Source organism: Nocardioides sp. ChNu-153 (assembly GCF_030466625.1).
GTDB lineage: Bacteria > Actinomycetota > Actinomycetes > Propionibacteriales > Nocardioidaceae > Nocardioides.
The window spans coordinates 633,011-645,858 of sequence record NZ_JADEVT010000001.1 but is presented as its reverse complement, the minus strand read 5'-3'; the positions used below and the strand labels follow the sequence as shown (position 1 = coordinate 645,858).

At 75.0% G+C, this 12,848-nt stretch carries 9 protein-coding genes, 1 pseudogene and 1 riboswitch; of the genes and pseudogenes, 6 read left to right on the top strand and 4 right to left on the bottom strand.

The features are described 5' to 3' along the window. Positions 1 to 111: 111 nt before the first annotated feature. A complete protein-coding gene (locus tag INN71_RS03275; protein WP_301799541.1) occupies positions 112 to 1,815 on the top strand; it encodes an MFS transporter in 1,704 nt (567 codons plus the stop codon). Here the strand turns inward: INN71_RS03275 and INN71_RS03270 are convergent. Next, positions 1,805 to 2,206 carry a cold-shock protein gene (locus INN71_RS03270; RefSeq protein WP_301799540.1) on the bottom strand — a complete coding sequence of 134 codons (402 nt, stop codon included), beginning with the start codon at positions 2,204 to 2,206 and terminating at the stop codon, positions 1,805 to 1,807. The two genes, INN71_RS03275 and INN71_RS03270, sit on opposite strands and share 11 nt — an antisense overlap. Before the next feature lie 114 nt (positions 2,207 to 2,320). Beyond that, the gene (locus INN71_RS03265; RefSeq protein WP_301799538.1) at positions 2,321 to 2,950 is read right to left on the bottom strand and encodes an HAD family hydrolase; all 630 of its coding nucleotides are present in this window, start codon (positions 2,948 to 2,950) and stop codon (positions 2,321 to 2,323) included. 107 nt (positions 2,951 to 3,057) lie between these two features. Between INN71_RS03265 and INN71_RS03260 the strand changes: the two genes are divergently transcribed. Beyond that, positions 3,058 to 5,247 carry a carbon starvation CstA family protein gene (locus INN71_RS03260; protein ID WP_301799536.1) on the top strand — a complete coding sequence of 730 codons (2,190 nt, stop codon included), beginning with the start codon at positions 3,058 to 3,060 and terminating at the stop codon, positions 5,245 to 5,247. Continuing rightward, positions 5,244 to 5,441, top strand: coding sequence for a YbdD/YjiX family protein (locus INN71_RS03255; protein WP_301799535.1), 198 nt, complete (start codon positions 5,244 to 5,246; stop codon positions 5,439 to 5,441). Before INN71_RS03260 ends, INN71_RS03255 begins: the two co-directional genes overlap by 4 nt. A gap of 184 nt (positions 5,442 to 5,625) precedes the next feature. Here INN71_RS03255 and cobF read toward each other — a convergent pair whose 3' ends face one another. Both cobF and cobN read right to left on the bottom strand, forming a co-directional pair. Continuing rightward, positions 5,626 to 6,402: a precorrin-6A synthase (deacetylating) gene (gene cobF, locus INN71_RS03250; RefSeq protein ID WP_301799534.1), complete on the bottom strand. Its 777-nt coding sequence runs from the start codon at positions 6,400 to 6,402 to the stop codon at positions 5,626 to 5,628. After that, positions 6,399 to 10,043 (bottom strand): cobaltochelatase subunit CobN, encoded by a 3,645-nt coding sequence (gene cobN, locus INN71_RS03245; RefSeq protein ID WP_301799532.1) that lies wholly within the window; start codon positions 10,041 to 10,043, stop codon positions 6,399 to 6,401. The genes cobF and cobN overlap by 4 nt, the downstream gene beginning before the upstream one ends. Before the next feature lie 211 nt (positions 10,044 to 10,254). Between cobN and INN71_RS03240 the strand changes: the two genes are divergently transcribed. The 3 genes and pseudogenes from INN71_RS03240 to INN71_RS03230 form a co-directional block, all read left to right on the top strand. Then, entirely contained in the window at positions 10,255 to 11,586 is a 1,332-nt protein-coding gene (locus tag INN71_RS03240; protein ID WP_301799530.1) for an ATP-dependent 6-phosphofructokinase, read from the top strand. 41 nt (positions 11,587 to 11,627) lie between these two features. Next, positions 11,628 to 12,269, top strand: coding sequence for a 5,6-dimethylbenzimidazole synthase (gene bluB / locus INN71_RS03235; protein WP_301799529.1), 642 nt, complete (start codon positions 11,628 to 11,630; stop codon positions 12,267 to 12,269). Positions 12,270 to 12,300: 31 nt separating this feature from the next. Continuing rightward, a riboswitch (cobalamin riboswitch) is annotated at positions 12,301 to 12,432 on the top strand. 78 nt (positions 12,433 to 12,510) lie between these two features. Next, positions 12,511 to 12,714: pseudogene (locus tag INN71_RS03230) on the top strand (nitrite reductase); the annotation flags it as partial. Positions 12,715 to 12,848 lie beyond the last annotated feature (134 nt).

Genomic DNA, 12,848 nt, shown 5'->3' with positions numbered 1-12,848 from the left:
CATGACGCATCCGGCCGCGCCGTGTCGCGCCGGGGGCTCGGGTCGCGCCCCGGGGCGCGGGTCGGGTGGCAGGATGGGCCGACGACCCGGACGCAGGGAGAACCCAGGCCGATGAGCACGCCGTACGGCGACGAGCGGGACCAGCACCACGCACCCGGCGCCCGCGACCCCCACCCGTCCGGCCCGTCCGGCCCGTCCGCCCCGGGCAGCCCCGGCGGTCCCGGCGACGGCGCCCCCGGGGAGGCCCCGGGCCGGGAGGGTCCGTCGGCCGCGGCGGTCGCCGCCCGGACGGCGCGCGCCACCGGGCACGGCGTGGCCCGGGCCGCCCGCGCGACGGGCCGGGCGGGCCGCTTCACCGTCACGCAGGCCCGCCGGGCGTCGCACGCCGAGGGCGCCGGCGCCAGCGGGTTGTCGCGCCTCATCGAGCTGCACGCCTTCAACGCCGCCGGTGACGCGGCCGTCGCCATCTCGCTGGCCGGCACCCTGTTCTTCCAGGTGCCCACCGGCGAGGCCCGCGGGCAGGTCGCGCTGTTCCTCGGCCTGACGATGCTGCCGTTCGCCATCGTCGCCCCGCTCATCGGGCCGTTCCTCGACCGGTTCAGCCACGGGCGCCGGTGGGCGATCGGCGGCACGATGGCCATCCGCGCGTTCCTGTGCTGGGTGCTGGCCGGCGCGGTCGTGACCGGCTCCACGTGGCTGTTCCCGGCCGCGCTCGGGGTGCTCGTGGCGTCCAAGGCGTACGGCATCACGCGCAACGCCTCCGTGCCGCGCCTCGTGCCGCCCGACCTGACGCTGGTGAAGTCGAACGCCCGGGTCTCGCTCGCGGGCGTGGTCGGCGCCGGCGTGTCCGCGCCGCTGGCCGGGCTGGCGTCGCTGGCGGGGCCGGAGTGGTCGCTGCGCTACGCCTTCGCGGTGTTCACCGTCGCCACCATCCTGGCGATCCTGCTCCCCCGCCGCGTCGACTCCACCCACGGCGAGACGCACCTCGCGCTCGTGCCGGGCCCGTCCGCGCCCAGCATGGCGAAGGACCCGGGCGACCGGCGCAAGGCCAACCTGCGCATGCCGGTGTCGGTCTCGTTCGCGCTCCGGGCCAACTGCGGGCCGCGGTGGCTCTCGGGCTTCCTCACCATGTACGTGGCGTTCCTGCTCGCCACGAACCCGTTCGACGGGTGGAGCACCGAGGTGCTCTTCGCCCTCATCATCGGCGCCGCGGGGCTCGGCAACACCCTCGGCATCGCGCTGGCCTCCCTGCTGCGCAACGTGAACCCGGCGCTCACCGTCGTGCTGGCCCTGGCCGCGGCGGCCGCCATGGCGACCCTCGCCGCGCTCTTCCACGGCGTGCTGACCCTGTCGCTGCTCGGTCTCACCGCGGGCCTCGCCCAGTCGCTGTCGAAGCTCTCCCTCGACTCCACCATCCAGACCGACGTGCACGAGCGGGTGCGCACCAGCGCGCTCGGCCGCTCCGACACGCTGCTGCAGCTGGCGTGGGTCGTCGGCGGGTTCGTCGGCATCGCGGTCCCCCTCGAGCCGGGACGCCTCGGGCTGTCGGTGGCCGCCGCCGTGCTCGTCGCCTGGGCCGTCTACGTGCTCGGCGGCCGCCTCCAGGCCCGCCGCCTCGCGCACCGCGCCCCGGCCGGCGACCAGCCGGGCACCGCGCCCGCGGCGGAGGGCACGCCGTACCCGCCCCGGGAGGGGAGCCGGCACGACGGGCTCGACGCCGACGGGCTCGACGCGGACGGGCTCGACGGGGACGGGCTGCCGCCGACGCAGCCGTGGGGCGTGCGCGACGCGGGCGGACCCGGCGTCAGCCGTTGAGCTCGAGCTCGTCCGCCAGCGCGCGCAGCAGCTTGGCGGTCGGGCCCGCGGTGCGCGGGTCGGGGTGGCGGCCGTGGCGGTAGCCCTCCCCCACCTTGTCGAGGAGCTGGATGACGTCCTCGACGATGGGGGCCATCTCGTCCGGCTTCTTGCGGGCGGCCCGCGACTGGTTGCGGACCACCGAGCTGGGGGCGTCGAGCAGCCGCACCTGCAGCGCCTGGTCGCCGCGGCGGCCCTGGGCGATGCCGAACTCCACACGCGTGCCGGCCTTGAGAGCGGTGGTGCCCGCCGGCAGCGCGTCGGCCCGCACGTGCACGTCCTGGCCGGTGTCCGTGGACAGGAAACCGAAGCCCTTGGCCGCGTCGTACCACTTCACCTTGCCAGTCGGCACCGCTCCGACCCCTCTCTCGATCCACCCGGAGGCTCCCGGGACGCACGCAGGCCGGGCAACCGCCCGGCCTGTCGTCCAGCCTAACGCCCGGCCACCAGGGCGGTCGCGCGGGTTTCAGGCGCGGGTGGCGAGGTGCTCGTCGAGCCAGGCGGGGAAGGCGAGGAGGTCGGGCAGCACGACGTGGGTGCCCGCGGCGCGCAGCTCGTCGGCGGTGCAGCCGCCGGTCGGCACCGACACGCTCGTGGTGCCGGCGGCCAGGGCGCCCTCGACGTCGTGGACGTGGTCGCCGACGTACGCCGCCGCCCCCGCCGCCCGCAGCGGGTCGGCCTTCAGCACGCCCCAGACCCACCCCACGACCTCGTCGACGTCGAGCCCGAGGTGGTCGACGTGGCGCCGCGCGTTGGGCTCGTACTTGCCCGTGACGAGCAGCGTCCGGCCGCCGTGGCGGCGCACCGCGGCCAGCGCCTCGTGGGCCCCCGGCAGCGCGGGCACGCTGGCGACGGCGAGGTCCGGGTAGAGGGCGCGGAAGCGGTCGCAGGCGTCCGAGACGCGGGTGGCCTCGAGGTGGGGCGCGAGCAGCACGTCGAGGGGCGGGCCGAGGCGCTCGGTCATCTCCGCGACGGGCAGGTCGACGCCGAGCTCCTCGCCGAGCGCCCGCAGCACGGCCGCGAACCCCGGGACCGTGTCGATGAGCGTCATGTCGAGGTCGAACCCGACGACGAGCGGGGCGGCGGAGCGGGTCACGGCGACCAGGGTAGGGCCGGCCCGGGGCCGCGTCGGCGGCAGCGCGGCACCTCCCGCGGGAGGTAACGTTCACCGGTCCGCGATCCGCCTGCCCCTCGGAGCACCCCATGTCGACGACGACGTCCACCCCACCCTCCCCACCCGCTCCCCGCGCCCGCCGGTCCCCCGCCTCCATCGCCGTCTGGGTGGCCGTGGCCCTCGTCGGCGCCACCTGCTGGACCGTGCTCGCGCTCAGCCGCGGCGAGTCCGTCTCCGCCCTGTGGATCCTCTTCGCGGCGCTCGCGTCGTACGCCATCGCCTACCGCTTCTACGCCCGCTTCATCGGGCGGAAGGTGCTGCGCCTCGACGACCGGCGCGCCACGCCGGCCGAGCGGCTGGAGAACGGCACCGACTTCGAGGTGACCGACCGCCGCGTGCTGTTCGGCCACCACTTCGCCGCCATCGCGGGCGCCGGCCCGCTGGTCGGCCCGGTGCTCGCGGCGCAGATGGGCTACCTGCCCGGCACCGTGTGGATCATCGTCGGCGTCATCCTCGCCGGCGCGGTGCAGGACATGGTCGTCCTCTTCCTCTCGATGCGGCGCGACGGCAAGAGCCTCGGCCAGATGGTGCGCGAGGAGATCGGCGTCGTCGGCGGCATCGCGGCGCTCATCGCCGTCTTCGCCATCATGATCATCATCCTGGCGGTGCTCTCGCTGGTCGTCGTCAACGCGCTCGCCGAGTCGCCGTGGGGCGTGTTCTCCATCGGCCTGACGATCCCGATCGCGCTGTTCATGGGCGTCTACCTGCGCTACCTGCGCCCGGGCCGCGTGCTCGAGACGACCGCCATCGGCGTCGTTCTGCTGCTGCTCGCGATCATCGGCGGCGGGTACGTCGAGAGCTGGGGCCTCGGCGAGGCCCTGACGCTCGACAAGGAGACGCTGACGCTGATGCTCGTCGGCTACGGCTTCGTCGCCTCGATCCTGCCGGTCTGGATGCTCCTGACCCCGCGCGACTACCTCTCGACGTTCATGAAGGTCGGCGTCATCGTGCTGCTGGCCATCGGCCTCGTGCTGGCGCGTCCCGTGCTGGAGAACGAGAAGGTCACCGACTTCGCCACCAGCGGCGAGGGCCCGGTCTTCGCGGGCCAGCTCTTCCCGTTCCTCTTCATCACCATCGCCTGCGGCGCCCTGTCGGGGTTCCACGCGCTCATCTCGTCGGGCACCACGCCCAAGATGGTCGCCAAGGAGCGCCAGGTCATGATGATCGGCTACGGCGGCATGCTCATGGAGTCGTTCGTCGCCATCTCCGCGCTCATCGCCGCCTCGGTCATCGACCCGGGGCTCTACTACGCGATGAACGCCCCCCTCGGCGCGACCGGCGGCACCGCCGAGAGCGCGGCGGAGTTCGTCGCCGGTCTCGGGTTCTCGATCACCCCCGACCAGCTGACCGCCGCAGCGGCGAGCGTCGAGGAGGAGCTCATCTCCCGCACCGGTGGCGCCCCGACCCTGGCCTTCGGCATCTCGCTGATCTTCGACGAGGCGTTCGGCGGCGGGCTGGCGGCGTTCTGGTACCACTTCGCGATCATGTTCGAGGCGCTCTTCATCCTCACCGCCGTCGACGCCGGCACCCGCGTGGGCCGCTTCATGCTGCAGGACACCGTCGGCAACGTGTGGCCCAAGTTCGCCGACACGTCGTGGAAGCCCGCGGCCTGGGCGGCCTCCGCGGTGGTCGTCGCCTGCTGGGGCTACATGCTCTACGTCGGCGTCACCGACCCTCTCGGCGGCATCAACCAGCTCTTCCCGCTGTTCGGGATCGCCAACCAGCTGCTGGCCGCCATCGCGCTGACCCTGTGCGTGACGCTCTTCCTCAAGCACGGCTGGCTGCGCTACGTCTGGGTGCCGGCCGTGCCCCTGGCCTGGGACCTCGTCGTGACCATGACGGCGTCGTACCAGAAGGTGTTCTCGTCGAACCCGAAGATCGGCTACTTCGCGCAGGCCGACACCTACCGCGACGCCCGTGACGCGGGCGAGGTGCTGGCGCCGGCCGCCGACGCCAGCCAGATGGACACCGTCATCCGCAACTCGACCACCAACGGCGTGCTGCAGGCGGCGTTCGCGCTGCTCGTCATCGTCATCGTCGCCAACGCGGTGCTCGTCTGGGTGCGCGCCGTGCGGGCCGGGTCGCTGCCGACCACCGAGGTGCCCGCGGTCCCGTCGACGATCGTGGCGCCGGCGGACTTCGTGGCCACCAGGGAGGAGAAGGCCGAGCTGGCCGCCTGGGAGGCCGAGCGGCGCGAGAAGGCGGGGGCAGAGGTGTGATCGCGCTCGCCGAGCGCACCCGCCGCGCCTGGGCCGGCGTGCGCTGGTACCTGCGGGAGGTCAGCGGCGAGGGCCGCTGGGACGCGTACGTCGCGCGCTGCGCCGCCGACGGCGTCGAGCCGGTGTCGCGCCGCGAGTTCGAGCGGCACCGCGACCACCTCCGCGAGCACGCCGCCGCGGGGCGCTGCTGCTGATCCCCCGCGGCCGACCGGCCGCTGATCCGCCGACGGGCGGGCTCGTCCTGCGACGGGCCCGCCCGTTCGTCACCACTCCCCCGCGGCGCGCCCCGCGGTGACGGGCACGTCGTACGACGTGTGGTGACGATCGGGCGGTGGCGGCCGTGCAGCTGGCCACGACTCGGCGTGCCATCGCGTGCAGCTAGCGACGACTCGGCGGGCGGCGCAGGAGGTAGCAGTCCATGACCCACCCGGCCTCGACCTTCGCCGCGTCGCGGGCGGCGAGCACGTCGCCCAGCACGTCGCCGACGCGGCCGGCGACGAGGCGCTCGCCGGTGGCGGCGAGGTTGGCGCCCCACCAGATCGTCCAGTCCTCGAGCCCGGCGAGGTCGAGGCCGGCGTTGAGCATGACCAGCACGTTGTCGGCGCCGGCGTCGACGGCCTCGCGCAGCCGTCGCCCCGTGGTGACGGTGATGGGCTGACCCACCTCGTGGAGCACGATCCGGTGCGCCGCCGCGAGCAGCTGCAGGCTCGAGATGCCCGGCACGACCCGCACCTCGGCCGCCACGCGGCCACCCGCGAGCACGGCGTCGACGATGCGCAGCGTGGAGTCGTAGAACGCCGGGTCGCCCCACACGAGGAAGGCCACGTCGCCGGGCCGCTCGAGCAGCACCTGCTCGTACGCCGCCGCGCGGGCCGCGTGCCAGTCGGCGACGGCCCCCCGGTACGCCGAGGCGTCACCCGCCACGCGCGCCGACCGGTCGCGCTCGGGGTCGGGCACCTCGACGAGCGCCAGCCCGGGGGCGACGGCGGCGAGGAGGTCGCGCCGTACCGCCACGAGGGGGTCGTCCCCGCCGTCCGCGCGGGCCTTGCGGGGCGCCACGGCGTACGCCGCCCCCCGCAGCGCCGCGACGGCCTCGCCCGTCAGCTGCGCGGGGTCACCCGAGCCCAGGCCCACGACGTGGAGCGTGCGGGTCACCGGTCCTCGATCTCGCCCTCGACCTCGAGGTAGACGCGCTGCATCTCGGCCACGACCTCGGGGTCGGGCTCGGCCCACATGCCGCGCTCGGCCGCCTCGGAGAGCCGCTCGACCATGCCGCGCAGCGCCCACGGGTTCGACTGGCGCAGGAACGCCTGGACGTCCTCGTCGAGGACGTAGGCGCGGGCGAGCGCGTCGTACATGTGGTCGCCCACCACGCCGGCGGTGGCGTCGAAGCCGAAGAGGTAGTCGACGGTCGCCGCCAGCTCGAACGCGCCCTTGTAGCCGTGGCGCTGCATCGCCGAGATCCAGCGCGGGTTGACCACGCGGGCCCGGAAGACGCGAGCGGTCTCCTCGCCCAGCGTGCGGGTGCGCACGGCGTCGGGCGAGGTGGAGTCGCCGACGTACGCGCGGGGCGCGGTGCCGGTCAGGGCGCGGACGGTCGCGACCATGCCGCCGTGGTACTCGAAGTAGTCGGCCGAGTCGGCGATGTCGTGCTCGCGGGTGTCGAGGTTCTTCGCCGCGACCGCGATGCGCTTGTAGTTGGCCTGCATGTCCGCGGTCGCCGGGACGCCGGCGAGGTCGCGGCCGTAGGCGAAGCCGCCCCACGCCGTGTAGACCTCCGCCAGGTCGGCGTCGGTGCGCCAGTTGCCCGACTCCACGGCCTGCAGCACACCCGCGCCGTACGCGCCCGGGGCCGAGCCGAAGATGCGGGTCGTGGCGCGGCGCTCGTCGCCGTGCTCCGCCAGGTCGGCCCGGGCGTGGGCGCGCACGAAGTTCAGGTCGTCGGGCTCGTCGAGGTCGGCCACCATGCGGATCGCGTCGTCGAGCATGTCGACCACGTGCGGGAACGCGTCGCGGAAGAAGCCCGAGATGCGCAGCGTCACGTCGATGCGCGGGCGGCCGAGCTCGTCGAGCGGCACCGGCACGAGGCCGCTGACGCGGCGCGACGCCTCGTCCCAGGTGGGCCGCACGCCGACGAGCGCGAGCACCTCGGCGACGTCGTCGCCCGAGGTGCGCATGGCCGAGGTGCCCCAGGCGGAGAGGCCGACGGAGCGGGGCCACTCGCCCGTGTCGTCGCGGTGGCGCGCCAGGAGCGACTCGGCCATCGCGACGCCCGTGTCGTAGGCGAGCCGCGACGGCACCGCGCGCGGGTCGACCGTGTAGAAGTTGCGCCCGGTCGGGAGCACGTTGACGAGGCCGCGCAGCGGCGAGCCCGAGGGGCCGGCCGGCACGAAGCCGCCGTCCAGCGCGTGCAGCACCGCGGTGAGCTCGTCGGTCGTGCGCGCCAGGCGGGGCACGACCTGGGTCGCGGCGAAGGTGAGGACCTCGCCGACCGCGGGGTCGGCGTCGCCCTCGAGCCGGTCCACGACACCGGGGACGGCGGTGGGCTCCCAGTCGGCCGCCTCCATCGCCTCGACGAGCGCGCGGGCGCGACGCTCCACGGCGTCGACCTCGGCCGTGCTCGGCTCCTTGCCCGCACCGGTCGGCAGGCCCAGCGCGCTGCGCAGGCCCGGCACCGCGCCGGCCTGGCCGCCCCACACCTGGGTGGCGCGCAGGATGGCGAGCACGAGGTTGACCCGCGCGTCGCCCTCGGGGGCGCCGCCGAGCACGTGGAGGCCGTCGCGGATCTGCGCGTCCTTGACCTCGCAGAGCCAGCCGTCGACGTGGAGCAGGAAGTCGTCGAAGTCGTCGTCCTCCGGGCGGGTCTCCAGCCCGAGGTCGCGGTGCATCTGGGCCGACTGCATGAGCGTCCAGATCTCGCCGCGGATCGCCGGCAGCTTCGCCGGGTCCATCGCCGCGATGTTGCCGTACTCGTCCAGCAGCTGCTCGAGGCGGGCGATGTCGCCGTACGTCTCCGCACGGGCCATCGGCGGCACCAGGTGGTCGACGATCGTGGCGTGGGCGCGGCGCTTGGCCTGCGCCCCCTCCCCCGGGTCGTTGACGAGGAACGGGTAGACGAGCGGCAGGTTGCCCAGCACGGCGTCGGTCGCGCAGTCCGCCGACAGCGCCGCGTTCTTGCCGGGCAGCCACTCCATCGAGCCGTGCTTGCCGAGGTGCACCACGGCGTGGGCACCGAAGCCGCCAGCCTCGGGCGACGCCTCGATCCAGCGGTAGGCCGCCAGGTAGTGGTGGCTCGGCGCCATGTCGGGGTCGTGGTAGATCGCGACCGGGTTCTCGCCGAAGCCGCGCGGCGGCTGGATCATCACGACGACGTTGCCGGCGCGCAGGGTGGCGAGCACGATCGCGCCCTCGTCGTTCACGAACAGGGTGCCGGGCGCCTCGCCCCACGCCTCGACCATCTCGGCCTTGAGCGTCGGGGAGACCTCGGCGGTCCACGCGGCGTACTGCTCCGGGGTGATGCGCACGTGCGCGTCGGTGAGGTCGGCGTTGGTCAGCCACTCCTCGTCCTGCCCGCCGGCCGCGATGAGCGCGTGGATGAGGGCGTCGCCGGCGGCGGTCTCGTCCTCGAGGTCGAGCAGGCGGGTGACCTCGCCGTCGGCGGGGCCCAGGTCGTAGCCGTCGGCCCGCAGGGCGCGCAGGAGGCGGATCGCCGAGACCGGGGTGTCGAGGCCGACCGCGTTGCCGATGCGGGCGTGCTTCGTCGGGTACGCCGACAGCATGAGCACGAGGCGCTTGCTCGCCGCCGGCGTGCGGCCCAGCGCGGCGTGCGCGGCGGCGATGCCCGCGACGCGGGCGCAGCGCTCGGGGTCGGCCACGTAGCGCGGCAGCCCGTCCTCGTCGACCTCCTTGAACGAGAACGGCGCCGTGATGATGCGACCGTCGAACTCGGGGATCGCGATCTGCGTCGCGGAGTCGAGCGGCGAGACGCCGTCGTCGGAGGCCTCCCACTCCTCGCGGCTGCTGGTGAGCGCGAGCGCCTGCAGGACCGGCACGTCGAGGGCGGCGATGCGCTCGACGTCCCACGTCTCGTCGGCGCCGCCCGCCGCGACGTCCGCGGGGGTCGAGCCGCCGGCGGCCAGCACGGTGACCACGAGCGCGTCGAGGGAGCCCAGCGCGTCGTACAGGTCGTCGGGGGCCGAGCGGAGCGAGGAGGAGTAGATCGGCAGGCCCACGGCGGTGCCCGTGGCGTCGACGGCGTCGGCCAGCGCGTGGGCGAACGCGGTGTTCCCCGAGGCGTGGTGCGCGCGGTAGTAGAGGATGCCGATCCGCGCCCGGTCGCCGGCGTCGGCGAGGGCGGCGGCCTGCGGGCGCTCCGCCCAGCCCCACGCGGGGAGCGACGCGGGGGGCTCGAAGCCCTCGCCCGTCAGCAGCACGGTGTCGGAGAGGAACGCGTGCAGCTGGCGCAGGTTCTCCGGCCCGCCCTCCGCGAGGTAGCGGTGCGCCTCCGCGGCGACGCCGACCGGCACCGTCGAGAGCTCCATGAGCTCGGCGCTCGGGGTCTGCTCGCCGCCGAGCACGACGGTGGGCACGCCGGTGCCGACGATGCGGCGGAACCCGGAGCACAGGTCCTGCGGCGAGCCGAGGATGCGGGCCACGACGAGGTCGGCCTCCGCGAGCGCCGCCCCCATCTCCTGGTGCGCGGAGCGCGACGGGTTGGCGACCGTGAACTCGACGCCGCTGGCGCGGGCGGAGAGCAGGTCGGTGTCGGACGTCGAGACGAGCGCGATGCGGGTCACGGGGTTCCTCCTCGGGGTTCTCGCCCCGTCGGGTCAGGACCGCCCACGGTCAGTGTCTGGCTGGCCCGCGCCGCCGTCGGGCGTCGCGGGGGTCACAGTGGCGGAACCGCCCCGGAGTCGCGCCGGGTTCCTGGGTCCGTCGGCGGAAGGGTCGACGGCAGCCTAGGGCACGGGCCACCGCTTCCCGGCACGGACCACTAGGGTTCCGCACGTGGTGACCCTCGCGGACCTCCAGGTCAGGACCCTCGGCGAGCCGACGGTCGAGTCCCCCCTCGCCTCCTACGTCGAGGGCCGCACGACGAACCAGTACTACGTCGCCGAGGGCGATCGGATCCTCATGGACGACACCCTGGCGCTGATCGACGCTCGCGGCGTCCCCCGCGAGGACCTCCCGACCTTCGAGGCCGGCGGCCCCCGCGCCCGCATCTTCTTCGAGCCGTCGCGGACCCGCGCCGCCGTCGTCACCTGCGGCGGGCTGTGCCCCGGGCTCAACAACGTCATCCGCGCGCTCGTGCGCTCGCTCGACGACCACTACGGCGTCACCGAGGTCGTCGGGTTCCGCAACGGGTACGCCGGCCTCGACCCCGCGAGCGGACTGCAGCCGGTGGCGCTCACCCGCGAGTACGTCGCCGACATCCACGAACGCGGCGGCACCGTGCTGGGTTCCTCGCGCGGCGCCCGCGACCCCGGCGTCATGGTCGACACCCTCGTCGAGCACGCCATCGACATCCTCTTCGTGGTCGGCGGCGACGGCTCGATGCGCGGCGCCCACGCCCTGTCGGAGGAGTGCGCGCGCCGCGGCCTGCCGATCGCCATCGTCGGGGTGCCCAAGACCATCGACAACGACATCCCCCACATCGGGCAGAGCTTCGGCTTCCAGACCGCCTTCGCCCGCGCCGCGCAGTCGATCACCGCCGCGAAGGTCGAGGCGCAGGCCGCGGTCAACGGCGTCAGCATCGTGCAGACCATGGGCCGCCACGCGGGCTTCATCGCCTGCTACTCGGCGCTGGCCGCGCAGACCGCCAACTTCGTGCTCATCCCCGAGGTGCCCTTCTCCCTGGAGGGGCCCGGCGGCCTGCTCGCCCACGTGCGCCAGCGCGTCGCCGACCGCGGGTACGCCGTGATCGTGGTCGCCGAGGGCGTCGGCCCGCACCTCCTCCCGGGTGGCGAGGCGGCGGCTGACGCGACCGACGCGTCGGGCAACCAGGTGCTCGGCGACCCCGGCCGCTACCTGCGCCAGCGCATCCGGGACGACTTCGCCGAGCACGGCGAGGAGGCGACGCTGCGCTACTTCAACCCCGGGTACTTCATCCGCTCGGTGCCCGCCGACCCCGCCGACGCCGTCTACTGCGCGCGCCTCGCGCAGAGCGCCGTGCACGCCGCCATGTCGGGCCGCACCGACGTGGTGGTCGGGCGCCGCAAGCACCGCTTCGTCAACGTGCCGATCCCCGCCGTGACGAAGCGGGCGCACAGCGTCTCCCCCGACGGCGACCTGTGGCTCAGCGTGCTGGAGTCCACCGCCCAGCCGCGCCAGATGCTCTGACCCGCCCCAGCCGCAGGCGCGACGGCGTACCCTCCCCGCCCGTGACCTCCCACGCCTTCAGCGACCCCGAGCGCGCCGCCGTCTACCGCGCCATCGGCCAGCGCCGCGACGTGCGCCGGTTCGTCCCGGGCGCGACGGTGCCCGACGAGGTGCTCGCGCGGCTGCTCGCGGCCGCGCACGCCGGGCCGAGCGTCGGGCTGATGCAGCCGTGGCGCTTCGTGCGGATCACCCGCCCCGACCTGCGCGAGGGCATCCACGCCCTGGTGGAGGCCGAGCGGCACGCGACCGCGGCGGCGCTCGACGAGCGGGCGGCGGAGTTCCTGCGGCTCAAGGTCGAGGGCGTGCGCGAGTGCGCAGAGCTGCTGGTCGTCGCGCTCCGCGAGGGTCGGGAGCCGCACGTCTTCGGCCGGCGCACCATGCCGCACATGGACCTGGCGTCGGTGGCCTGCGCGATCCAGAACCTGTGGCTCGCCGCCCGGGCCGAGGGTCTGGGCACCGGGTGGGTGTCGCTGTTCGACCCCGTGGCCCTCGCCGAGCTGCTCGGCATGCCCGACGGTGCGGAGCCGGTGGCCGTGCTGTGCCTGGGCCCGACGCCCCACTTCGACGAGCGTCCGACGCTGGAGCTCGACGGCTGGACGACCGCCCGGCCGCTCGCGGACTTCGTCACCGCCGACGGTTGGTAGTCTCGCCGCGCCAGTCGACCCCGCGAGGGGCAGGGAACCCGGTGCGACTCCGGGGCTGACGCGCAGCGGTGTGGGTGACGGGCGGGACCTCCTCGAGAGGGGCCACTGGGGGTGATCCCCCTGGGAAGGCGTCCCGGCCGGTCGACCCCGAGCCCGAAGACCTGCTGGCACCCGGTGGCGCCCGCCACCGGTGTCGAGGACGGGCTCCGCGTGACGAGCCCCGGCACGGACGAGGTCTCCCATGGTCGCCACCCGCACGCGCACCGACCTGTGCCCCGGCGTCGCCCGGCCCTGGCCCGCCGAGGACGGCGGGCTCGTGCGGCTGCGACTCGTCGGGGGCGCCACCGACGCCGGCACGCTCCGGGCCGTCGGCCGGGTCGCCGCCGCGCACGGCGACGGCGACGTGCACCTGACGCGGCGGGCCAACCTGCAGCTGCGGGGCCTCGCGCTGGAGGACGGGCGGCTGCTGCCCGCGGCCGACGCCGCCGTCGAGGCCACCGGTCTCCTGCCCTCGCGCAGCCACGAGCTGGTGCGCAACGTGCTCGTCTCGCCCCTCACCGGGGTCGAGGGGGGACGCGC